22 protein-coding genes are annotated in these 22,807 nt (G+C 72.7%); 16 read left to right on the forward strand and 6 right to left on the reverse strand.

The features are described 5' to 3' along the window. The 4 genes from QSK26_RS20405 to QSK26_RS20420 all read left to right on the forward strand — a co-directional run. Window positions 1-1,369: ATP-binding cassette domain-containing protein (locus QSK26_RS20405; protein WP_285776775.1), on the forward strand; the 1,369-nt coding region annotated here is incomplete at its 5' end. Further along, the gene (locus QSK26_RS20410) at window positions 1,366-2,475 is read left to right on the forward strand and encodes an ABC transporter permease (protein WP_285776776.1); all 1,110 of its coding nucleotides are present in this window, start codon (window positions 1,366-1,368) and stop codon (window positions 2,473-2,475) included. The genes QSK26_RS20405 and QSK26_RS20410, both read left to right, overlap by 4 nt. Beyond that, a complete protein-coding gene (locus QSK26_RS20415; RefSeq protein WP_285776777.1) occupies window positions 2,472-3,380 on the forward strand; it encodes an ABC transporter permease in 909 nt (302 codons plus the stop codon). Before QSK26_RS20410 ends, QSK26_RS20415 begins: the two co-directional genes overlap by 4 nt. Beyond that, window positions 3,377-4,408, forward strand: coding sequence for a zinc-binding dehydrogenase (locus tag QSK26_RS20420; RefSeq protein ID WP_285776778.1), 1,032 nt, complete (start codon window positions 3,377-3,379; stop codon window positions 4,406-4,408). Before QSK26_RS20415 ends, QSK26_RS20420 begins: the two co-directional genes overlap by 4 nt. Here the strand turns inward: QSK26_RS20420 and QSK26_RS20425 are convergent, their stop codons facing one another. The 4 genes from QSK26_RS20425 to QSK26_RS20440 form a co-directional block, all read right to left on the reverse strand. Continuing rightward, window positions 4,409-5,071, reverse strand: coding sequence for a dienelactone hydrolase family protein (locus QSK26_RS20425; protein WP_285776779.1), 663 nt, complete (start codon window positions 5,069-5,071; stop codon window positions 4,409-4,411). A 175-nt stretch (window positions 5,072-5,246) separates the two neighbouring features. Next, the gene (locus QSK26_RS20430; RefSeq protein WP_285776780.1) at window positions 5,247-5,801 is read right to left on the reverse strand and encodes a thymidylate synthase family protein; all 555 of its coding nucleotides are present in this window, start codon (window positions 5,799-5,801) and stop codon (window positions 5,247-5,249) included. Window positions 5,802-5,893: 92 nt separating this feature from the next. Next, window positions 5,894-6,598: a hypothetical protein gene (locus QSK26_RS20435; protein WP_285776781.1), complete on the reverse strand. Its 705-nt coding sequence runs from the start codon at window positions 6,596-6,598 to the stop codon at window positions 5,894-5,896. Between the two features lie 207 nt (window positions 6,599-6,805). Beyond that, window positions 6,806-8,293 (reverse strand): aldehyde dehydrogenase family protein, encoded by a 1,488-nt coding sequence (locus QSK26_RS20440; RefSeq protein WP_285776782.1) that lies wholly within the window; start codon window positions 8,291-8,293, stop codon window positions 6,806-6,808. A gap of 119 nt (window positions 8,294-8,412) precedes the next feature. Here QSK26_RS20440 and QSK26_RS20445 point away from each other — a divergent pair, with 119 nt between their 5' ends. The 4 genes from QSK26_RS20445 to QSK26_RS20460 all read left to right on the forward strand — a co-directional run bounded on the left by QSK26_RS20445 (window position 8,413) and on the right by QSK26_RS20460 (window position 12,581). After that, the gene (locus tag QSK26_RS20445) at window positions 8,413-9,801 is read left to right on the forward strand and encodes an amidohydrolase family protein (RefSeq protein WP_285776783.1); all 1,389 of its coding nucleotides are present in this window, start codon (window positions 8,413-8,415) and stop codon (window positions 9,799-9,801) included. After that, on the forward strand, window positions 9,801-10,823 hold the full coding sequence (locus tag QSK26_RS20450) for a zinc-dependent alcohol dehydrogenase (RefSeq protein WP_285776784.1): 1,023 nt from the start codon (window positions 9,801-9,803) through the stop codon (window positions 10,821-10,823). Before QSK26_RS20445 ends, QSK26_RS20450 begins: the two co-directional genes overlap by 1 nt. Next, complete coding sequence (locus QSK26_RS20455; protein WP_285776785.1) at window positions 10,820-12,118, forward strand: xylulokinase; 1,299 nt, start codon at window positions 10,820-10,822, stop codon at window positions 12,116-12,118. Before QSK26_RS20450 ends, QSK26_RS20455 begins: the two co-directional genes overlap by 4 nt. 64 nt (window positions 12,119-12,182) lie before the next feature. Further along, window positions 12,183-12,581 (forward strand): VOC family protein, encoded by a 399-nt coding sequence (locus QSK26_RS20460; protein ID WP_285776786.1) that lies wholly within the window; start codon window positions 12,183-12,185, stop codon window positions 12,579-12,581. Here the strand turns inward: QSK26_RS20460 and QSK26_RS20465 are convergent. After that, window positions 12,578-13,606 (reverse strand): aldo/keto reductase, encoded by a 1,029-nt coding sequence (locus QSK26_RS20465; protein WP_285776787.1) that lies wholly within the window; start codon window positions 13,604-13,606, stop codon window positions 12,578-12,580. The two genes, QSK26_RS20460 and QSK26_RS20465, sit on opposite strands and share 4 nt — an antisense overlap. Window positions 13,607-13,986: 380 nt before the next feature. Between QSK26_RS20465 and QSK26_RS20470 the strand changes: the two genes are divergently transcribed. The 5 genes from QSK26_RS20470 to QSK26_RS20490 all read left to right on the forward strand — a co-directional run bounded on the left by QSK26_RS20470 (window position 13,987) and on the right by QSK26_RS20490 (window position 18,159). Beyond that, a complete protein-coding gene (locus QSK26_RS20470; protein ID WP_285776788.1) occupies window positions 13,987-14,439 on the forward strand; it encodes a VOC family protein in 453 nt (150 codons plus the stop codon). Then, a complete protein-coding gene (locus QSK26_RS20475) occupies window positions 14,436-14,807 on the forward strand; it encodes a nuclear transport factor 2 family protein (RefSeq protein WP_285776789.1) in 372 nt (123 codons plus the stop codon). The genes QSK26_RS20470 and QSK26_RS20475 overlap by 4 nt, the downstream gene beginning before the upstream one ends. A gap of 32 nt (window positions 14,808-14,839) precedes the next feature. Further along, complete coding sequence (locus QSK26_RS20480; RefSeq protein ID WP_285776790.1) at window positions 14,840-15,613, forward strand: class I fructose-bisphosphate aldolase; 774 nt, start codon at window positions 14,840-14,842, stop codon at window positions 15,611-15,613. Between the two features lie 418 nt (window positions 15,614-16,031). Continuing rightward, window positions 16,032-16,661, forward strand: coding sequence for an RraA family protein (locus tag QSK26_RS20485; RefSeq protein ID WP_285776791.1), 630 nt, complete (start codon window positions 16,032-16,034; stop codon window positions 16,659-16,661). Window positions 16,662-17,022: 361 nt separating this feature from the next. Further along, a complete protein-coding gene (locus QSK26_RS20490) occupies window positions 17,023-18,159 on the forward strand; it encodes a cytochrome P450 (RefSeq protein ID WP_285776792.1) in 1,137 nt (378 codons plus the stop codon). A gap of 6 nt (window positions 18,160-18,165) precedes the next feature. Here the strand turns inward: QSK26_RS20490 and QSK26_RS20495 are convergent, their stop codons facing one another. Continuing rightward, window positions 18,166-18,348, reverse strand: a complete 183-nt coding sequence (locus QSK26_RS20495; RefSeq protein WP_285776793.1) for a hypothetical protein — start codon at window positions 18,346-18,348, stop codon at window positions 18,166-18,168. Window positions 18,349-18,641: 293 nt separating this feature from the next. Here QSK26_RS20495 and QSK26_RS20500 point away from each other — a divergent pair, with 293 nt between their 5' ends. From QSK26_RS20500 to QSK26_RS20510, 3 genes are all read left to right on the forward strand, one after another. Further along, window positions 18,642-20,057 (forward strand): MFS transporter, encoded by a 1,416-nt coding sequence (locus tag QSK26_RS20500; RefSeq protein ID WP_285776794.1) that lies wholly within the window; start codon window positions 18,642-18,644, stop codon window positions 20,055-20,057. A gap of 50 nt (window positions 20,058-20,107) precedes the next feature. Then, entirely contained in the window at window positions 20,108-21,001 is an 894-nt protein-coding gene (locus QSK26_RS20505) for a hypothetical protein (RefSeq protein WP_285776795.1), read from the forward strand. Window positions 21,002-21,078: 77 nt separating this feature from the next. After that, window positions 21,079-22,749, forward strand: coding sequence for a hypothetical protein (locus QSK26_RS20510; RefSeq protein WP_285776796.1), 1,671 nt, complete (start codon window positions 21,079-21,081; stop codon window positions 22,747-22,749). Window positions 22,750-22,807: the final 58 nt, after the last annotated feature.

The raw sequence follows: 22,807 nt of genomic DNA on the forward strand, positions 1-22,807 counted from the left end.
AACCACCGCCGAAGACGTCAACGCCGAGACCCCGGAGAAGGCCGAGGCGGAGGTCATCGAAACCACCGCCGAAGACGTCAACGCCGAGACCCCGGAGAAGGCCGAGGCGGAGGTCATCGAAACCACCGTCGAACAGCCCGGCACGGAGAATTCGGAAAAGGCCGAGGACGCTGAGCGGACCTCGGAGGAAACCGAGACCGCCGACGCCGACGCCGAATCCTCGGAGACTCCGGAGAAGGCCGACGCCGAGGAAACCGAGACCACCCCCGAGCAGACCGCCTCCGAGGACACTCCGCCGGAGACCGAGGAGAAGGCCGAGGAGAAGGCCGAGGAGAGCACCGCCCCGGACACCGTCCAGGACGCGGAGAAGGCCCAGGAGGACACCGAGGCCGGCGCCGACAAGGCCGCCGAGGACACGGCGGACGCCGTCGTCGAAGCCACGGAGGAAACCCCGGAGAAGGCGGAAGACACTCCCGAAAAGACCGACGCCACGGAAGACACCCCCGAGAAGGCAGAGGACACCCCCGAAAAGGCCGAGAGCGCGGAAGAGGCTTCGGAAGAGGTCTCGGAGGAGGGCGTGGCCGGGGAGGGTGCCGCGGTTGTGGTGGGCGGGCCTGCGGAGGGGGAGGTGCGGTTGCGGATCGCGGACGCGCATGCGACCTCTTCCGACGGGCGGCCGTTGCTCCGTGGCCTGTCCCTTGAGGTGCGGGCCGGGGAGATCCTCGGCATCGCCGGGGTCGAGGGCAACGGGCAGGCCGCGATCGGCGACCTGCTGTCCAGCCTGCTCGACCTCGACCGGGGCGCCGTGGAGGTGTGCGGCTCCGCCGTACGGGCGGGGCGGCCGGGTGCGATGCACGCCGCCGGGGTCGGGGTGGTGCCGGAGGACCGGCACGTGTCGGGATGCGTGCTCGACATGAGCGTGGCCGAGAACCTCGTCATGGCCGATCTCGGCGACGTCTCGGCAAGCGGTTTCCTGAGCCCGCGCCGGATGCGGGAACGCGCCGAGCGCCTCATCGAGGAGTTCGACATCAGCGTGCCCACGCCGGACACCCCGATGCGGCTGCTGTCCGGCGGCAACCAGCAGAAAGTGGTGCTGGCCAGGGAACTCGCCGCGGGACCGAAGGTGCTCGTGGTGGCCCAGCCGACCCGCGGCCTCGACGTCGGGGCGATCGAGTACATGACGGAGCGGATCTACGAGGCCGCCAGGTCCGGGATCGCGGTGCTGCTCATCTCCACCGAGCTGGAGGAGATCCTCACCCTGGCGCACCGGGTCGCGGTGATCCACCGCGGCGCGATCGTCGGTGAGATGGACCGCGCCGAGGTGGACCTGGAACGGCTCGGCCTGATGATGGGAGGCCAGGCGGCATGAGCGCACCGACCACCAGGCTGCCCGCCGTGTTCACCCCCGCCCGGCTGTCCGCCCTGCTGCTCTACGCGGTGTCCTTCGTGGTGGCGCTGGTACTCGCGACCGCGCTGGTCACGGTCACCGGCCACTCCATGTCCGACACCCTCCTCGCGCTCTACCAGGGCAGCCTGGACGGCGGCGCGTCGATCGGGCAGAGCCTCGACGAGGCGACCCCGCTGCTGCTCGTCGCGGTCGGCGCCATCGTCTGCGCCATGGCCGGCCTGTTCAACATCGGCCAGGAGGGCCAGCTGCTCATCGGCGCCATGGCGGGCGCGGCCGTCGGCCTGTTCGTGCCGGGGCCCGCCTGGCTGGTGCTGCCGCTGACGCTGGTGGGCGCGGCGGTGGGCGGCGCGCTGTGGGCCGGCATCCCGGCCGTGCTGTTCTACTGGCGCAAGGTGGACGTGGTCATCAGCACGCTGCTGATGGTCTTCCTCGCCCAGCAGGTCGCGTCGTACGCCATCAACACCCCCAGCCTGCTCCAGGAGACCGTGGAGAAGGGGCAGGTCGCCTCGCCGCAGTCGGACCTGCTGCCGGACGCCGTGCAGTTGCCCAGGCTGGGCGAGTACCCGGACCTCACCTTCGGCTACGGCGTGTTCATCGCGCTGGCGGTGACCGTGGTGCTGGCCGTGCTGCTCAAGTACACCCGGTGGGGGTTCCGGCTGCGGATGCTGGGCAACAACCCGGTCGCGGCCCGCCGCGCGGGCGTGCGGGCCGTCGTCTTCGGCGGCGGGGCGCTGCTGCTGTCCGGCGCCGGCGCCGGCCTGGCCGGTGGGGTGATCCTGACCAGCACGTCCTTCCGGTTCCAGCCGGGGATCTCCGACAACGTCGGCTGGGATGGCCTGCTCGTGGCGCTCGTCGCGCGCAACCATCCGCTCGCCGCGATCCCGATCGCGGTGTTCTTCGGCATGCTGCGGGCGGGCGGCGGTTTCCTCGCCTCCACCGGCGTGCCGCGTTATCTGGTCTCGGTCGTGACGGCCCTGCTCGTACTCGCCGCGGTCTTCCCCGCCGCGTACGCCGAGGTCCGCAAGCGCCGCAGGCCCGCAACGGCCCCCGCGGGAGCGACAGCGTGAGCGTCATCAACGACATCGAACTGATCACGGCCAGCGCGGTACGGCTGGCCATGCCGCTCGCCTTCGCCGCCCTCGGCGAGTGGATCGCCGAACGGGCGGGCACCCTGAACATCTCGGTCGAGGCCATGATGCTGGGCGGCGCGTTCACCGCCGTCATGGGCGCCGCGGCCACCGGTTCGGCGAGCGCCGGGGTGGTGTGCGGCGTGGCCGCCGGGGCGCTGATCGCGTTCGTCCACGCCTGCTTCAGCCACCGGCTCACCGTCAACACCTACGTCGTCGGCCTCACCCTCAACGTGCTCGTGCTCGGCCTGACCAGCTTCCTGCTGGTGAAGACCGAGTCGCGGCAGGTGGACAAGCTGACGATCCCCTACCTGTCCGACATCCCGATCCTCGGTCCCGCGCTGTTCGACCAGCGCTGGCCCGCCTACCTGCTGTTCGGCCTGATCCCGCTCGGGTGGTGGCTGGTGCACCGCAGCCGGTGGGGCCTGGAGGCGCGGGCGGCCGGGGAGAATCCCCAGTCGGCCGACGTCACCGGCATCGACGTGAACAAGCGCCGCCGTCAGGCGCTGCTGATCTGCGGCGCGCTCGCCGGTCTCGGCGGGGCTTACCTGTCGGTGGCCGCGGTCGGCACGTTCAACTCGAACATGACCGCGGGCCGCGGCTACATCGTGATCGCGGCGGTGATCTTCGGTGGCTGGACGCTGCGCGGCACGATCGCGGGCTGCCTGCTCTTCGGCGCCGCCGACGCCACCCGGCTGGCGCTGCCGGCCCTGGGCTTCGAGCTCAACCCCGAGTTGCTGATCGCCTCGCCGTACCTGCTCGCCCTGATCGCCATGATCTTTTTCGCCAAGAGCCACCGCGGCCCCGCCGCGCTCGGCGCCCCCTTCGTCAGAGGTATCACGTGAGAGCGACACACCACGAGACCCACGGCGCCCCCGAGGTGCTGCGACCGGTGTCGATGCCCGACCCGGTCTGCGGCCCTGGGGAGGTCCTGGTCTCGGTACGCGCCGCGTCGGTCAACCGGATCGACGTGCTCCAGCGGCGGGGTCCCGGCCTGCTGCCCGGCTTCGCCCTGCCGCACGTGCCGGGCACGGACGTGGCCGGCGTCGTGGTCGGCGCCGGTCCGGATGTCACCACCCGCTCGACCGGCGACCGGGTGCTGGTCGACCCTTCGCTGCACTGCGGCACCTGCGAGCAGTGCGCCGCGGGCCACACCGCGTTCTGTCCGGGGATGCGCGTCGTCGGCGCCTCCCGGCAGGGCGGCTACGCCGAGCTGATCGCGGTGCCGGAGACGCACACCCACCTGGTGCCCGACCACATCGGCTTCGAGGAGGCGGCCGGCATCCCCGCCGTGTACTCGATGGCCTGGCAGGCGCTGATGGTGCGCGGCCGGCTGCGCGCCGGGGAGACGCTGCTCGTGCACGGCGCGGGCAGCGGCATCACGATCGCCGCCGTGCAGATCGCCAGGCGGCACGGCGCCAGGGTGATCGTGACCTCCGCCTCCGAGGAGAAGCTGGCCAAGATGGCCAAGCTCGGCGCGGATGTCACGATCGACCACGGCAAGGGCGACCTCGCCGCCCAGGTGCGCGAGGTGACCGGCGGGCTCGGGGCCGACATCGTGCTCGACCACGTCGGCCCGGCGCTGTTCCAGGCGTCGCTGGCGTCGTTGCGGACCCGTGGCCGGCTGGTCTTCTGCGGTGACACCACCGGCCCGACCGCCACCTTCAGCCTGGTGGGCGCCTACCACCGCGGGCTGACCCTCATCGGCTCCGAGTCCCACGACCATCCGACCTTCGCCGACATGGTGGCGTGGTACTGGTCGGCCGGCTGCGAGCCGGTGATCGACTCGGTGTTCCCGCTCGCCGAGGCCGCCCAGGCGCACCGCCGGCTGGAGAGCGGGGAGACGTTCGGCAAGATCCTGCTCGTGCCCTGATCAGGGGGCCTCCGCCTGGTGCGGCAGGTGGCGGGTGAACCAGGCGGCGGTCAGGTGCGCCACCTGGGTCAGGGTGCCCGGTTCCTCGAACAGGTGCGAGGCGCCCGGCACGATCTCCAGCCGGCTCTCCCCGGCCAGCCGCGCGGCCGCCCGCCGGTTCAGCTCGATCACGGCGTGGTCGTCGCCGCCGACGATGAGCAGGGTCGGCCGGTGCACGGCCGTCAGGGCGTCGCCCGCGAGGTCGGGGCGACCGCCCCGGGAGACCACGGCGCGCACGTAGCGCGGGCGCCTGGCGGCGGCGACGAGCGCGGCCGCGGCGCCGGTGCTGGCGCCGAACAGCCCGATGCCGAGCCCCGTGGTGCGCGGGTCGGCCATCGCCCAGTCGGTGAGCGCGGCGACCCGGGTGGCGAGCAGGTCGATGTCGAACCTCAGCTCGCCGGTCATGTCGTCGAGGCGCTCCTCGGGGTGGGTGAGCAGGTCGGCGAGCACGGTGCCGAGCCCGGCCGCGCGCAGCTCACCGGCCACGTACCGGTTGCGCGGGCTGTGCCGGCTGCTGCCGCTGCCGTGCGCGAACAGCACGACGCCGCAAGCGCCGGGCGGCACGGCCACGTCGGCCGCGAGCGCCGCGCCCGGCGCGGGAATGCGTTCCTGGGTGATGCGCATGTGCCCCCGCCCTCCGCGTGACGGCGGCGGTGCGACCACGGCCGGCCCCGCGTCTGACGGTCCCGCACGCCCATACGGTGCACCGTCGCTCGCGGGGCCGCCGCGATCGTTCCTCCTCCTGACCGGACACATACCCTCGTGACGGCTTATATGCCTGCCGCCGGGAAAATCCCGATCACGCCACGTGTGGCATCGCGTGCAGGATGGTCGCCACCTTCGCCGCGTCCGCCACGTAGACGTGCGGGACGTCCACGAAGACCCGCATCGGCCCGCAGGCCGTGCGCAGGTCGCGGGCCACCTCCCGCTGGACGTCCCGCAGCGGGAGGTAGTTGAGGTAGCTGGTGTACGCGTTCTGCGAGCGGAAGGCGGCCGTCATGACGAGGTGGCCGCCGCGCAACCGGAAGGCGAGCCCGGTCAGGCACGGCACGGCGTCGGGCACCTCCCCCGGCGCCGTCAGCGAGATCCACCCGCTCTTGCTGTAAGGACGCGTCCGCAGCAGGTCCACCACCCAGGCCAGCTGGTCCACGCCCTGGTGCCCTCGCAGCCGCGCGCCGTAGCTGTACTTGAACGGCGCCACCACCCGCTGCGTGGTGAACTTGCTCGCGTAGAGCGGCACCTGCCGCGCGTCGCCGTGCACCGCGAGCAGCGGGTCGTCCCCGCGCACGTCGTCGATCTCGAAGAGGACGGGGGCGGCCTCGATCACCGCTCCTCTGTCGTCCTCGGCGGGCATTCCGGTAGCCCAGACGTGTGCCATCAGCCAGGCCCACGCCTCCCCACAAGACTTCAACCGTCGAATCCCCGCATCAATGTCGGGGTAGGGCATCACGTCTCCACATTCGGGAATTGGTAGGGATTACTCGGGAGCCTGCGCCGCCGTGAGACGTTGGCGCGCACGTAGTACATGAGATAGTGCACGAGCGCGATCAGGCCGATGACGACGGACAACAGGGAGGCGCTCGGTTCGGTACCGCTGAGACCGAGCAGTCCGAGAGCGATGTACACGCCGTTGACGACGGCCAGCATCATCACGTTGACACCGGGCCAGGCCAATGGCGCGTAGGTTTCCGGATATCTCGGGTCGACCGGCAGGTTGGGCGTCCAGTTCATCTCCTCGAACTGGTCTTTCAGCCGGGCGGTGTAGAGCAGCCGGAAGTTGTTGATGGCCCGGGCGGCCCGCATATGCGCGCTGACCGCCTCGATCAGCCGCAGGAACGGCAGAATGCTGAGCAGGCCGAACGCCGCGACCAAGGCGAAGATGTACCACGGCACGGTGGACCACGAGGTGAGCGAGGCGGGATCGACGACCCTGGCGCCGGCCAGGGCGACGGCCGCCGCGAAAGGCGCGGACAGCAGGCTCATGGAGAGCCTGGTCATTTTCAGCCGTTCGTCTTTGGCCGCGAGATACACGGAATAGATCCCGGTGAAATCGACGGTCATGAGCTGGAGATAGTGCGCGGGACCGAGGAACGCCTCGTCTTCCCGCCGGGGTAACTCCGGGTCAGCCCGGAGCGGCAACCTCTTCCGCATTGTGGATCCCACCTTCATGGCGTCCACGGCAGGGCCCGGCCGGGGCTTCGAACCGGGAAGCCGCCGACCGGATCACCATTACACATCAGATTCCATCGGGCCGCGCACGCGATATCGGTATTCTCACGAACTCGTATGGCCGGATTTATATCGCTCTAGAGATGTCGCCTTTTGCGGGAGCCGGCCCGGGATGGTGGCCGGCCCGGTTCAGGAGCGGATCTGGATGTTGACCGCCTTGAGCCTGGTGTAGGCGTCGATGCCGGTGCGGGCGTGGCCGCTCGACCGGCGGGGTTCGCCGCGGCCGCCGTTCATGTCGGGGGCGAAGTGGCAGTTGACGTTGACCTCGCCGCAGTCGAGCGCGTCGGCGACCCGGAAGGCTCGTTCCAGGTCGCGGGTGAACACGGTGCCGTTGAGGCCGTAGGAGGTGCCGTTGGCCAGGGCCAGGGCCTCCTCCTCGGTGGAGAAGGACATCGCGGCCAGGACCGGCCCGAAGACCTCCTGCTGCTCGATCTCGCTGCCCTGCCGTACTCCGGACAGGACGGTCGGCGGGACGTAGGTGGCGCGGCTGCCGCTCGCCACGGACGGGGTGCCCGCCACCGTGGCGTCGCCGGCGGCAAGGGCGCGGGAGACGAAACCGCGCACCCGGTCGGCGTGCTGCTCGGTGATGAGCGGGCCGATGAACGTGTCCGGGTCGAGGGCGTCGCCGATCGGCAGGCTCTCGGCGGCGGCGGCCACGCCCTTGACGACGTCCTCGTAGACGCGTTCGTCCACGAGGAGCCTGCTGCCCGCGACGCAGACCTCGCCCATGTTGACGAAGGCCGCCATCATCGCCCAGCCGACGGCCTGGTCCAGGTCCGCGTCGGCGAAGACGATCACGGGGGACTTGCCGCCGAGTTCGAGGTGGGTGGGGGTCAGGTTGCGCGCGGCGAGTTCCATGACGCGGCGGCCCGTGTCGGTGCCGCCGGTGAGGCTGATCAGGTCCACCCGCCGGTCGGTGACGAGCTGTTCGCCGACGGTCTCCCCGGCGCCGAGGACGATGTTGAGCACGCCCGCGGGCAGGCCGGCCCGGGTGAGGATCCTGCCCAGCTCGACCAGGGTGACCACGGCCTCCTCCGGCGGCTTGGCCACGATCGAGCAGCCGGCCGCCAGCGCCATCGCGATCCGCTGGCTGCCGGTCATCAGCGGGCCGTTCCACGGCAGCAGCTCGGCGACGACGCCCGCAGGCTCCTTCATCCGCATGGTCAGCAGGTCGGGGCCGCCGCCCGGGAGCAGCTCGGGCGGGAAGTTGCTGCGCCGCACGTCGCCGTGCAGGGTGCGGGCGAGCGCCGCCGCGTAGGAGAAGGCGTTCGCGGCCTCGTACACGTCGTTGGTGAGGGCGCCGCCGACCGCCTTGCCGGTGTCGAGCGCCTCCAGGGTGGCCAGCCGGCGCGCGTCGGCCCGGATCTCGGCCGCGACCGCCTCCAGCAACTGGGCCTTCACCGCACCGGGCGTCCGCCGCCACTCGCCGCCGTCGTGGCTGCGCCTGGCCGCCGCGAGGGCGGCGTCGACCTCCGCCGGCGTGGCCTCGGCGTAGGCGGCGGGCGCCTCCCCGGTGGAGGGGTCGAGGATCGGGCGGATCTCGCCCTGCCGGGACTCGCGACCGTCGATGAGCTGGGGCAGCGGATCGGCATCGAGCCATGCCGGGTCGTAACGCATGGGGTCAGCCTCCCGGCAACCACGGGCACCGGCATTGTGTCCCTGGCATGGAGTACGCCGTAGTTGTTGTGCTCCGGGTCGGATGACCTGAGCAGGCGGTCGACCTAGCGTTCGATGCCATGGCGCTCAATCCTCCGGATCTTCTGATCACCGGCGGCGACATCGTGACCATGAACTCCCACCGCGAGGTCCTCGTCGGCGGCACGGTCGCGGTCGCCGGTGACAGGATCGTCGCGGTCGGCGCGACCGGTGCGCTGCGCGCGCGCTGGCCGGGCGTCGCCGAGCTGGACGCCTCGGGGTGCGTCGTCACCCCCGGCCTGGTGAACGCCCACCAGCACCTGACCGGGGATCCGCTGGCCCGCGCCTGCATCCCGGACGACGCCGCCCCCGGCGAGGCGATCAACGGGTGGGCGATCCCGCTGCACGAGGCGCACACCGGCGACGACGAGGAGCTGTCCGCCCTGCTGGCCTGCGTGGAGAGCCTGCGCAACGGCGTCACCACGATCGTGGAGGCCGGGACCGTCGCCCATCCGGACCGGGTGGCGGCGGGGATGACCGCGGCGGGCGTGCGCGGCACCATCGGCACCTGGGGCTGGGACGTGGAGGGCGCGCCGCACGCCGCCCCCGCGGACGAGGTGCTGGACCGGCTGCGCGCGCTCGTCGAGACCTATCCGGCCGGCGGCATGGTGGAAGGCCGGGTCACCCTGGTGGGACACGGCCTGGCCAGCGACGACCTGCTCGCCGGCGCCGCCGAGCTGGCCCGGAAGACCGGCGCCGGGATGACCATGCACATGTCTCCCGGCAGCGCCGACGTCGAGCACTACCTGGAACGATGCGGGCGCCGCCCGCTGCTGCACCTCGCCGACCTCGGCGTGCTCGGCCCGCACCTGCTGCTGGCGCACGCCGTCTGGCTGGACGACGCCGAGGTGAGCGCCCTGCTGGCCAGCCGTACGGCGGTCGCGTACTGCCCGTGGGCCTACCTGCGGCTCGGGCAGGGCGTCACGAGGACGGGACGGCACGCGGAGATCTTCGCCCGGTACGGCCGGGTCGCGCTCGGCTGCGACTCGGGGAACGCCGGGGACTCCGCCGACATCCTGCGGGTGGCGGCGCTCGCCGCCGGGCTGGCCAAGGACACCGCGCTGGACCCCACATCGCTCGGCGCCTGCGAGGCGCTGGAGATGGCCACCGTCTACGGGGCCGAGGCGATCGGGATGGCCGACCGGATAGGGTCCATCGAGGAGGGCAAGCTCGCCGATCTGGTGATCCACGACGCCACCGGTCCCCAGTGGACCCCGCGCGGCGACATCGCCCAGCAACTCGTCTGGTCCACCGACGGCCGCTCGGTCCGCGACGTCCTCGTCGGCGGGCGGCAGGTCGTACGGAACGGCCGCTGTGTGACCGTCGACGAGCAGGACCTGCGCGCGCAGGCCACCGCGTCCTCCGCCGCCCTGCTCCAGCGGGCCGGCATCACCGTACGACATTCCTGGCCGTATCTGAGGAGTCATTGATGAAAGTCGCCGTTGTCACCGCCCCCGAGGCCGTGGAACTGCGCGAGGAGCCCAGCCCGAAGGTCGCACCCGACGAGGTGTTCGTCGAGGTCGGCGCGTGCGGGTTGTGCACCATGGAACGCCGGCTGTTCACCGGGGAGAAGCGGTTCTACCCGGTGGCGCCCGGTCACGAGGTGGCGGGACGGGTGGCGGAGGTGGGTTCCGCGGTGGCCGACCTGCCGGGTTCGCCGCGGGTCGGGGACACCGTGACCGTGGACCTGCTCACCCGGTGCGGCACGTGCTCGGCCTGCCGGCGCGGGCGCAGCGCGTTGTGCAAGCGCCCCCAGGGCGGCGCGTTGAGCGACGGCACGGTCTCCTTCGGGGCCGGCCTGTCCGAGGGCGTGGTGGTGAAGGCGACCCAGGCTTACCCGACGGGCACGGCGCCGATCGAGCATGCGGCGATGGGTGAGCCGGTCGCCTGTGTGGCGCATTCGCTGCGTCTCGGCGGACTGCGGGCGGGCGACCGGGTGGCGGTGATCGGCGCGGGCTACATGGGCCGGCTGCACCTGGCGCTGGCCCGGCACGCGGGCGCGGCCTCGGTCGGGTTGATCGACGTGAGCGCCGACCGGCTGGCCGAGGCCCGCGGGGCGGGCGCCGCCTGGACCGCCGTCCCGGACGAGGCCCTCGCGCTCGGCGGCAAGCAGGACCTGGTGTTCGTCACCGCGGGCGCGCCCGGCGCGCTGGAGACCGCGGTGAGCCTGTGCGACGACGGCGGCACGGTCGTGCTGTACGGCGCGTTCCCGAAGGAGCTGTCGGTCGGGGTGAGCCCGGACGCGATCCACCACCACGAGCTGTCCATCGTCGGCGCCTACAGCCACGAGCCCGAGGACTGGCGCACCGCCGCCGCCCTGATCGCCTCCGGCGCCCTCGCCGCCGACCTGGACGCCCTGGTGACGGCGCGCTTCGGCCTGGCCGAGGTGGCGGAGGCGCTGAAGCTCGCCTCCACCACGCCGGTCTACCGGGTCCTGGTGGGGGGCCGATGACGGCTCCGCGGGACGTGCCCGCCGTCCTGGGCATCGACGTCGGCTCGAACTCGGCGCGCGCCGTCGCGCTCGACCCGGACGGGAACGTGGTGGCCTCGGCGCACGGCACCTATCCCGGCGCCACGCGCTGGCCCGCCGGCCGGGCCGACCCGGTGAGCTGGCTGACCGGGCTGGCCGGGGCGGTGACGTCGCTCGGCCTGCGGCCCGAGGCCATCTGCGTCGGCGGGCAGAGCCCCACGACGGTCCCGCTGGACGGCGGCCTCGCGGTGACGGTACGCCATCCGGCGGGCGTCACCGGCGCCCCCGACGAGCAGCACCAGGCCCAGCGCGGCGTGCTCCGCGAGGAGAACCCGCAGGTCACCGTGCGGCAGCTCTACGACTGGCTGATGGCGAGGCTCGGCGCCCGCAACGCGCAGTCCCGCTGGCCCGGCGACCCCACCATGGACGGGTACGGCCCGCGCGCCGAGACCGGCGAGATCATCGGCTACACGGACGGGGCCCTCGGCCTGCCCAAGGACGTCGCGCTGGTCGCCGGAGCGCAGGACGCCTACCTGGCCTTCTGGGCGGGCGGCCTGGACTCCCCCGGCCGCGGCCTGGACCCGGGCGGGCGAACCGGCGGCCTCGCGGTCGCCATGGCCACGGCCGGCGCGTCCGCCGACCTGTACACGCTGCGCAGCCCGGCCCGCGGGGTGGACATCGTCGGCGGCCCGGTCGCCGGGCACGGCCTCACCCTGGAGTGGCTGGCCGAGCTGACCGGCAGGCCGGTGCCCGAGCTGCTGAAGCTCGCCGAGTCGGTGCCGGAGGGCGCCGACGGCGTCACCCTGCTGCCCTACCTGGAGGGCGAGCGGGCCCCGCGGTGGCGCCGCGAACTGCGCGGGGAGATCTCCGGGCTGGGCTCCGGGCACGGCCCCGGCCACCTGGCCCGGGCCGCGCTGGAGGGCGCCGCCTACGGCCTGCGGCACATCGCCGCGTCGCTGCCGGTGCCGTTGGACGTGCTGGTGTGCGCCGGGTCGCCCGCGCTGAGCCCGCTGTGGTGCCAGATCAAGGCCGACGTCCTGGAGGTGCCGGTCGAGGTGCCCGAGGAGACCGGCCTCGCCGCGTACGGCGCGGCGCTGGCGGCGGGCGCGGGAGCCGGCTGGTGGCCCCTGCCCGGGGACGCGCCCGGCGGGTCGTGGCCGAGGCCGGCCGCGACGCTCGTCGAGCCGAACCCCCGCGCGGCCTACCGGGACGGCTACCGGCGCTTCCTCGACCTCGGCGACGCCGCCGAGAGCCGCCTCGGCTCCCCCATGGCGTAAACGGCGAAGCATCCGCCCGGCCCCGCGGCAAGGGCGCGTACTACGAATGATCAGGAGTTGGACCGTGGCGAACACGCTTGTCTTCGTCGATCTGCCGACGCGCGACGTCGAGGCGGCGTCGGCGTTCTACAAGGAGCTTTTCGGCTGGACCATCAACGGCCGGCCGGAGGGCGTCTTCCACAAGGTGATAGGGGAAGGCGTGCCCCTGGGCCTGTGGAGCGAGCGGGAGCAGGTCCCCGACCCGTCGCCGCGCTCGCTCCAGCCGCGTTCCGGCCTCCAGCCGCGCACCTACATCGCGGTGGACGGCCCGCCCGGCGAGTACCTGAACAGGGCGGTGATCCTCGGGGCCACCGCCCTGTGGGAGCAGACCTACTGGGAGGAGTTCGACGGCCACCACGCGTCCTTCCTGGACCCCTGGGGGAACCAGATCGTGCTGTGGTGGCAGCCCTCCCGGGAGGACTAGCGGCGGCGCAGGGCCGCGTCGGTGAGGACGTGCGGGACGTGGCCGATCTCGGCGGGGCCTCCCACGTTCGTGCCGGGGGGCACGAGTTCGTCGATGGCGTCGAGCAGGTCGGGCGTGAGCCGTACCCGCTCGGCGCCGAGGTGGCCGGCGAGCTGTTCGAGGGTGCGCGGGCCGATCACGGCGGAGGAGACGGCCCGGTGGGAGAGCACGAAGCCGAGGGCCAGGTGCATGAGCGGCAGGCCGGCCTCGTCGGCGAGGGCGGTCAGCTTCTCGGTCAGGTCGAACTTCGTGGCCCGCACGTGCTCCGCGCGGTAGTCGAAGTGCTCGGCGTTGCGGGTGGCCCGCGAGTCGGCCGGCGGGGGCGCGTCCCTGCGGTACTTGCCGGTCAGCCAGCCGCCGTTGAGCGGGCTCCACACCATGACGCCCAGGTCGTAGCGCTCGGCGACGGGCAGCACGGCCGCCTCGGCGTGCCTGGCCATGATCGAGTACGACGGCTGCTCGCTGCCGAACCGCTCACGCCCCCGGCGCTCCGCGGCCCACTGCGCCTCGACGAGCTCCTCGGCGGGGAAGTTCGAGGTGCCGACGGCCCGCACCTTGCCCTGGCGGACCAGGTCCGACAGGGCGCCCAGGGTCTCGTCCACGTCGGTGTCCGGGTCGGGCCGGTGCACCTGGTAGAGGTCGATGTAGTCGGTGTCCAGGCGGCGCAGGCTGTCCTCGACGGCGCGCACGATCCAGCGCCGGGAGTTGCCCCTGCGGTGCGGGGAGTCGTCCATCGGGCTGCCGAACTTCGTGGCGAGCACGACTTCGTCCCTGCGCCCCTTGAGGGCCCTGCCGACGATCTCCTCGCTCTCCCCGAAGGAGTACACGTCCGCGGTGTCGATCGTGGTGATGCCCGCGTCGAGCGCGGCGTGCACGATGCGGACGCATTCGTCGTGGTCGGTGTTGCCCCAGGCGCCGAACATGAGGGTGCCGAGGGTGAGCGGGCTGACCGGTATTCCGGTACGGCCGAGAGTTCGGTGGTTCACGTTACCTGAGCCTCCCACGTGCGCTCTCGGCCTACCGATGTGGTCCGGGGGCAGTGCGATCCCCGGATCTTTGGGCTGGGGGCACATGGAGAGCACCTGGAACCCGGACATAACGTCCGACACGTTGACGTAGGCAGGACGGGAGGCAGGCTCGTGCTCGAAGACGACAGGACGGTACGAGCCTACGACCGCGTCCACCCGAACCCGCGTCCACCCGAACCTGAGTCCGCTGCCCTCGGCGTCACGGCTCATCATGGTGAGAGGACGCGGCACATGATGCGCCTCATCCGTCAGGAGGGCCACGCCGCCCGACCCGGACGAGTTCGACGGCCCCGTCGCCGTCGAACAACCGAAACACCTAGGAATCGAAGGAGAGCCCGGTGCTCGGCAAGAAGCTCACCGAAGCGCGCTGGACCCACGTCGCGCTGCCCAGCTCCGACCTCGACGCGGCGATCGCGTTCTACACCACGCTGACCCCGCTCGTCGTCGTCTCGACCCATGAGGACGCCGACGGCCGCAACGTCTGGCTGTCCAACGACAAGCAGGCGGAGACCCCGTTCGTCCTGGTCTTGGTGGAGTTCGCCAAGGACAAGGGCAAGAAGCAGCCGCAGCTCACGCCGTTCGCCCACCTCGGCATGGAGGTGCCGAACCGCGAGGACGTGGACAGGATCGCGGACAAGGGCCGCGAACTGGGCTGCCTGCACTGGGAGCCGCAGGACATGCCCGACCCGGTCGGCTACATCTGCGCGCTGAAGGACCCCGACGGCAACGTGGTGGAGATCTCGCACAACCAGAAGGTCTTCGAGGAGGTCCGCACCCTTTGGGGGCAGTGACCCGGCGAGCGGTGATCCGCTACGTCAACGCGCTCAATCGGCACGATCCCGACGAGATCGCCGCCTGTGTGACGCCCGACTTCCACAACGAGCACACCTCCGCGGCCGGGCGCAGCCTGCGCGGCCGGGAGGCGTACCGTGACCGGCTGGTGGGCTTCCTGGCGGAGTTCGCCGGCCTGAGCTACGAGATCGAGGACGTGATCGTCGAGGGAGACCGGGCCGCCGTGCCGTACCGGATGACCTTCCTGTATGACGGGGCACCGGTCCTCATCCGTGGCGTCTTCCGCTTCCTGGTGGCGGGTGACCTGGTCGCGCATCGGGTCGACTACTGGGACGGCGCCGACTTCGAGCGCCAGATCGCCCGCTGAGCGGCTTCGCTCGGCACGAGAAAGGAAACACCGTGCAGTATCCCTCCGCCGTCGGGGCGGGCAAGCTTCGCCGGATGCGCCGCATGTTCGGCGCGGACGGTCGCAGCGTCTTCGTGGCGATCGACCACGCCGCCTACATGGGCGAGGGTCCGCCGCTGGGCGAGCCCATGCGTGAGATCGCGGCCGGGCGGCCCGACGCCGTCCTGGCGACCTGGCACCTGGCCCGCGCCTACGCCGACGTGTTCGCCGATGCCGGCCTGGTGCTGCGGGTGGACGGCGGTTCCTCGGAACTGGGCGAGCGCGCGACCAGTGACCTCAACACGATCCTGCACCGGGCGGAGGAGGCGCTGACCATCGGCGCCGACTGCGTGGTGGTGCTGGCCTTCCCCGGCGCCCCGGACGAGGACAAGTCGCTGACCCGCCTGGCCAGGGTGGCCTCCGAGTGCGAGCTGCTCGGCCTTCCCGTGATGGCCGAGATGATCCCCGGCGGCTGGGGCCAGGCCGTGCCGTGGACGACCGAGAACGTCGCCCGCGCCGCCCGGATCGGCGTCGAGCTGGGCGCGGACATCATCAAGACCGTGTGCCCCGGCCCGCCCGAGGAGTTCGCGAAGGTGGCCGAGTCCTGCCCGGTGCCGGTGGTGGCGCTCGGCGGTCCGAAGATGAAGACCGAGGACGACGTGGTGGCGGTGGCCAGGGGCGTCGTCGAGGCCGGCGGCGCGGGTGTCGCGTTCGGGCGTAACGTGTGGGGGTCGGAGAAGCCGCGCGAGCTCGTGGCGCGGCTGCGCGACGCGGTGCACGGGGCCTGATCCGGTGGGCCGGGAGACTGACGGGCGGCGTGCCGCCCGCATCGGAGGCGTCCTGACCGGCGCCGTGCCGGCCGATGCGGTCCCCGGCCCGGTGACCGGGCGCGCGGCGTCGCCGTTTATGCTGCCCTCCTGGGCTATGTCACAGGTGCCACCTGATGCGCCAGTGACCACGATCACCGCGGGGACCGTGCCCGGCACGTCCCCGGCGGTGCCGAAGAGCTCCGTCCCCGTCCGCTTCCTGCAAACTGAGCTGCTCTGCGGCTCCGGCGGACGGGGACGGACCTGCGGCCGTCCCGGGGCGTCCGGACGGCACGGCCCCGGCCGTGGCGTGAGCGGCCGGTGTGACCTGAGGTGGTGCGGGCACTGCCACGCACGTCTGTAAGCAGATCCGTAAATTTCTCCATAAGGGGTGATTTGTGTGGTCCCTCCGACCACCGCGATCGCAGACGTTCTCCAGCTTCGCGGGGAGCGCGGCTGGCTGAGCCCTCCGTTGCGCCCGATCTACCGCGCGCAGGCGGTGCTCGGCGCCGCCACCACGGTCCGGCTGGCGAGCGGTCCCGGCGAGGACGGCATGAAACCGCTGCACCGCCTGCTGGACGAGGATCTGGACGGCCGGATCATCGTGCTCGCCGGCGCCCAGCACGCGGCGGGCGCCTCCTGGGGTGAGATCCTCACCCGCGCGGCGCTGGCCAGCGGCGCGTTCGGCGTGCTGGTCGAGGGCGGCGTACGGGACACGGACGCCTTCCGCGACCTGGAGCTCCCCGTCTGGGCGTTGTACGAGGCCACCGTGGGCCCCGGTCCCGACGTGCACGTGGCCGCGATCGGCGAACCCGTCGAGATCGCCGGCGTCACCGTGCACGACGGCACCCACATCGTCATGGACTGGAACGGCGTCGTCGCCCTGCCCCGCTCCACCGACGTGCTGAACGACGCCTGCGCGTACGCCGACGCCGAGGAGAACGTGGTGGTCGCCCTGCGCGACGGCAGCACCCTCGCCGAGGCGTACCGCTACAAGGCCGACGTGGTCGCCAAGATCCTGCACTCCTGACCTCCCGGGCGCCGCGCACGGCTCCCGCCCCCTCGACGGGAGCCGTACGCCCGGAGCCCTCCGGAGTCCCCGTCCGCAGGGGAGCGGGCCGATCTCCCGCTCCGCCGCCCATGAGACACGCACCCCCTTGCGCGGCCCCTTCAGCACGCTTGCAGATCTTGAAACGTCGCCTGCAAGCGACAAGTTCCCTTGACATATTGTCGAAGATTCCTTCAAGGCTAATAATCCAGAAAAAGAGCGTTTAGCCGACGAAGGGGTCTGCCAGGTGGGCCGTATCGCCGCTGTGGAAAGCTCGTGCCCGATCGCACACCCGCTGGACCAGGACGCGGACGGGGTCAACCGGCCCGGCCTATACAAAAATGTGAAATATCATGAAATACGGGAGACGGGGACCGGTGTCGCGGATGTCATCCGTCCCGGCGGCCGTCCGGCCCGGCTGGTCACCCGTTATGACGATGTCCTCCGGGTGCTGCGGGATCAGGAGACGTTCTCCCGGGAGGCCGCCCTCGACGCGGACGACGTCGATCTGGAGGGCACCCTCCTCGGTCTGGACGCCGACGCCCACGCCCGGGTCCGCGACGTGGTCAGGGACCGGTTCACCGTACGGGCGGCGGAGCTGCTGCGCGGCGCCGTCGAGGAGCGGGCCGCGGCGGCGCTGGCGGCGATGACCGGCCGGGGGGAACCGGCCGACCTGGTCGGGGACTTCGCGATCCCGTTCGCGCTCGGGACGATCTGCGACCTGCTGGGCGTGCCGCCGCAGGACCGGCCGCGGTTCCGCGCCTGGGGCGAGGCGTTCCTCGGCACCACCGCCCTGACCAGGGCCGACGCCGAGGCGAACGCGCAGGCGATGGGCCTCTACCTGTGGGAGCTGATCGAGCGGCGGCGTACGGAGCCGACCGGAGACCTGCTGTCGCGGATCGCGGCCGGCGGCGGGCACCTGCCGATCGACCGGCTGGTCAAGCTGCCGATCGCGCTGCTGGTGGGCGGCTGGGAGACCGTGGCCGCCTCCGTCGGCACCTTCGTCCAGGTGCTCCTCACCCATCCGTACGGCGGGCACCCGACCGGCTACGCCTACCTGGCGGACCATCCCGGGGAGATCCCCGGGGCGGTGCGCGAGCTGGAGCGGATGTTCTCCACCTCGGCGGCGGACGCCATGCCGCGCCGGGTGACGCGCGAGGTGACGCTGCCGAGCGGGGCGGTGCTGCGTCCCGGCGAGGTCGTGATCCCCTCGCACGACGCCGCGAACCACGACCCGCGGGTCTTCCCCGACCCGCATCGGATGGACTTCGCCCGCACGCCCAACCGGCACCTGTCCTTCGGCCACGGGCCGCACCACTGCATCGGCAGGCACGTCGGCAACGCGGAGGTGGTGGTGGCGCTCGGCCTGCTCACCGCGGAGCTGCCGCGCCTGCGGCTCGCCGTACCGGCGGAGGAGGTCCCGCGCAAGGCCGGGCACGCCATCAGCGGCCCGGCGCGACTCCCGGTGGCGTGGAGCTGATCGCGGTCAGGCCGGGGGGCGTTCCTCGGCCGGGACGGGGTCGAGCCTGGCCGTGCAGAAGGCGCAGCGGCGGGCCGCCACCGGGATGTCGCTGAGGCACTCGGGACACTGCTTCTCGGTCGCCCGCCGGTCGCGTTCGAAAAGGCTCGGCAGGCGGGCCTGGACGAGCCAGCTGAGAGCGGCCGACACTCTTGTGAGCACTGCTCTTGACGTGGGACACCCCGGCGGCGGATGCTTATGCTGCTTCGAGAGCGGTGCTCTCGAAGTTAACTTGCGCTCTAATAAGTAGACATGGATCTCACCTCGGCTCAGGATCGCGCACGGCGTGCTGGTCGCGGCCGGCTGCGCCTGGCTGGCGGTGAGCATGCGCCGCGCACGTGCATGAAGGCACCGGATAACGCTTCTGATGCAGTTATCCCGTTTTCATACCGTTTTCCCCGCCATGGGGTGAACAGTCGGATCCACCTCTCTAGAATTGCCCCATGAGCGAGGCCGCCGAGCAGTCGCGAACGCGGCCGCCACTTACCGAGCACCGTGCCCACCTTCTGATCGTCGTCCTCGCCTGTCTCGGTCAGTTCATGGTCGTCCTCGACGTCTCGATCGTGAACGTCGCGCTCCCCTCGATCAGCCAGGACCTCGGCTTCACCCAGGCCACACTCCAGTGGGTGGTCAGCGCCTACGCGCTCACCTTCGCCGGGCTGCTCCTGCTCGGCGGGCGGATCGCCGACCTCTACGGGCACAAACGGATCTTCATCGCCGGAGTCGTCCTGTTCACCGGGGCGAGCCTGCTCGGCGGGCTCGCCTCCACGCCGGGACTCCTGATCGCCGCGCGTGCCGTCCAGGGTGTCGGGGCCGCCGTGCTCGCCCCCGCCACGCTGACCATCCTGACCACCACGTTCACCGAAGGACCGCGGCGGGCCAAGGCCATCGCCTCCTGGAGCGCGGTCGGCGCGGTGGGCGGCGCGGTCGGCGGCCTGCTCGGCGGGCTGCTCACCGAGCAGCTGTCCTGGCGGTGGATCCTGCTGATCAACGTGCCGGTCGGCATCGCCCTCGTCGCCGCCGCCGCGGCCTTCCTCACCGAGAGCGCCCGAAGCCACGGCCGGCGCGGCGCCGGCCTCGACGTGGCGGGCACGCTGCTGGTGACCGGGGGCATCTCCACCCTCGCCTACGGCACCGTGCAGAGCCCCGGCCACGGCTGGGACTCGCCGCAGGCCCTCATCCCGATCGCGCTGGGCGTCGTCGCGCTGGCCGCGTTCGTGCTCGTCGAGGCGCGGGTCAGCCGCGCCCCGCTGGTGCCGCTGCGGCTCTTCAGGTCCCGCGCGGTCAGCGGCGGCAACCTCGTGATGGCCCTCATGGGAGCCGCCTCCATCGCGATGTGGTACTTCCTGTCGCTGCACATGCAGGAGAACCTGGGCTACAGCCCGGTGCAGACCGGTCTCGCCTTCATCCCGCACACGTTGACGCTCATCGTCGGCGCCCGGCTGTGCACCCGGCTCATCCCCCTGGTGGGCGAGCGCCGCCTGATCGGGATCGGCTCCCTGGTCGCCGCCGCCGGGTTCGTCTGGCAGGGCCGGATGGACCCCGGCTACGTGCCCGGCGTGCTGCTCCCCGGCCTGCTCATGTGCCTCGGCATGGCGCTCAACTTCACCCCCGTCGCCCTGCTCACCACGTCCGGCGCGCGCGACGGCGAGGCGGGGCTGCTGTCCGGCCTGCTCAACACCGCCCGCCAGGTGGGCGGCTCGCTCGGCCTCGCCGCCCTCGCCACCGTGGCCGCCGCCGGCGCCACCACCTCCGACGGGTACGGCATGGCGTTCACCGCCTCGGCCGGCCTCATGGTGGTCGCCTTCGCCGCGGTCTTCCTCCTCCCGCGCCGGCCACGGCTCTCCACGGCGGCATGACGTCTGATTCCTGCAAGACAGCCGGTCCGGCGCCCACCACAATGTGCCGCATGACCAGCGACATCTTCGACGGCGCCCGGGATTTCCTCGTCCGCGAGGGACGCCTGCTGGAACGCCGCCTCTTCGCCACACTGTTCCAGGGGGCGCCCGCGGCCGGCGTGGTGGACGCCCTGCGCGGCTTCCGCAACCCCGACGGCGGCTTCGGGCACGGTCTCGAACCCGACAAGCGGTGCCCGGACAGCCTGCCGGTCGATGTGCAGTTCGCGTTCCAGACGCTGGTGGCGGCGGGCCCGCCGGACGCCGGGCCGCTGGTAGGCGACGCGTGCGACTGGCTCGCGTCGGTGGCCGCGCCCGGCGGGGCGGTGCCGGTCGCGCTGCCGGTCATGGCGGCCCATCCCCGGGCCGAGCACCTGTCCGACTGGACCTTCGTCCCGGGGCTGAACCCGACCGCCGACCTGGCCGGGCTGCTCCACCGGATGGGAGCCGGCCACCCGTGGCTCGCCCTGGCCACCGGCTGGTGCTGGTCGGCGCTGGAGAGGGAACTGCCGGTTGACGCGCACGCCATGGCCGGGGTCCTCACGTTCCTGGAACACGTCCCCGACCGCGAACGGGCCGGACGCGTCGCGGCGGGAGTACGGGAACGCCTCGCCGACCTGGCCTACTTCCAGCCCGACCCCGGCGACCCGGAGTACGGGGTCACCCCGTTGCACTTCGCCCCCGAGCCCGGCAGCCCCTGGCGCCGGCTCTTCTCCGACGACGCGATCGAGGGCCACCTCGACCACCTCCTCACCGGCCAGGCGGCGGACGGCGGCTGGGCGCTCACCTGGCGACCGCCGAGCGCCGCCGCCACCACCGACTACCGCAGCGTCGTGACGGTGCAGGCCCTCCGGGTGCTCACCGCGTACGGCAGGCTGACCGCGCCCACCCCCGCGATGACCCGGTGAGGACGGCCCCGGCCCCGCCGCGGCTTCGCGCCGCGATATCGTAAGCAAGACGCTCAGCGTGACGCTATGGTCACGGTATGCGAGACTTCGCGGACGAGATCGCCGCATGCGGCGCCTGGGCGGCGGCCGGCGACCGCCGGATGGACCCGGACACACTGGCGCTGCTGCTCCGGACCCATCATGACGAGTGCCACGAGTCCGACCCCGCCCGGTGGACTCCCGCGGATGTCGAGCTCGTCGCCGAGGTCCTCGCCCCGCGCACCGGCTCCCCCGAGGCGGCCGAGCTGCTCGTCGCCACCTGGCTCACCTGGTGCGACTACACGGTCGAGACCGGGAGCTGGGCCTGCGGCGCGCCGCGCCCGGTGCGCACCGCCATCGAGGAGTGCGCGCCCGGCATCAGCCGCTTCGCGGGCGACCCGGGCGGCTACGCCCTCACCCGTTCCCTGCTCGACGCCGCCGCCCGGCACGGCGTCGACCTGGACGACGACGCCGCGCTGACCGCCTGGCTGGGCCGGGCCGCCAAGAACCCGGGCATGCTGGCCGGGCTGCGCCTCCAGGCCGGCGACCACCCCGAGGAGCCGCTGTCCCGCCCCCGGCCGCTCCCCCTGCCCGCCGTACGGCTGGCGCCGCTCGACGAGCTGGCGCCCGCCGCCCGGGTCTGCCCGCCGCTCGACGCGGCGCGGGAGCTGGCCCTGTGGACCGGCGAGGGACGGGCGCTGCCCGCCGGCCACGACGGCCTCACCGCGGAGGACGCCTCGGCCGCCGCCGCGGAGCTGGGCGTCACCCCGCCGGAGCTGGCCCGCCGCTTCGGCACGGCGGTGGACGCCGGGTTCCTGCGGCTGTCCTACACCCACGTCCTGCCCGGCCCCGCGCTGACCGCCTGGCCGGGCGGCGACGACGAGGCCGCGGTCCGCGTCTGGTCCGACGCCCTGCCCTCCTCCCGGGACGCGACGGCCGCACTCCTGCTGACCACGCTGTTCGTCACCGGCGTGCCGCTGAGCCGGGGCGAGCTGGCGCAGCGGCTGCCCGCCGCCTCCGGCGAGGAGCTCTCCGGGGCGCTGAAGCGGCTCGCCGCCTACGGCGCGCTCCGGCTGGACGGCGAGCACGCGGCCACCACCCCGCTCGCCGACCACGCCGTCGCCCGGCACCTGGAGCGTGTCGGGCAGCGGGTGGACGTCGTGTCCGTCACCGAGCGCACCACGGCGCGCGAGCTGCTGGAGGCTCTGACCGGCGCGCGCGACGCCGATCTGGACCCGCTCCGCGACGACTGGCTGGCCGGCCGCGACGTGCTCGCCGGCGCCGGTGAGCTGCTCGCCGCCGTCCAGGAGCCGCCGGACTTCCTCATCCGCACGCTGGCCGTCCAGCTCGTCTCCGGCCTCGGCCAGAAGACGGTGCCGCTGTGGCGCGAGCACCTCACCCATCCCACTTTGGCCGGCTGGGCGCGCAGGATCCTCCCCCAGCTCGGCGTGGACCTCGCCGAGCCCGACGGCGTGGAGCGGATGGCCGAGCTGTGGACCCTGCTCGACACGTGGGGTTCGCTGGCCGCCCGTGACCTCCGCGACGAGATCGCGGAGAGCCTCGCCCACCTCGGCGCCGAGAGCGCGCAGGTGATCGACATCATCTGGCGGGCCGGCCACCCGGCGGCTCCGGCCATCCTCACCGCGATCGGCACCCACGCCCCCGACAAGCGCACCGCCAAGGCCGCCCGCCGGGCCGCCTACAAGCTCGGCAGCACCGGAACCGCCTGAGACGCCCGCGCCGCCGGAAAGTCCGGTCCGGGACAACCAAAACCTGCTGACAAATCAC

The organism is Microtetraspora sp. NBRC 13810, from assembly GCF_030268685.1.
GTDB lineage: Bacteria > Actinomycetota > Actinomycetes > Streptosporangiales > Streptosporangiaceae > BSRQ01.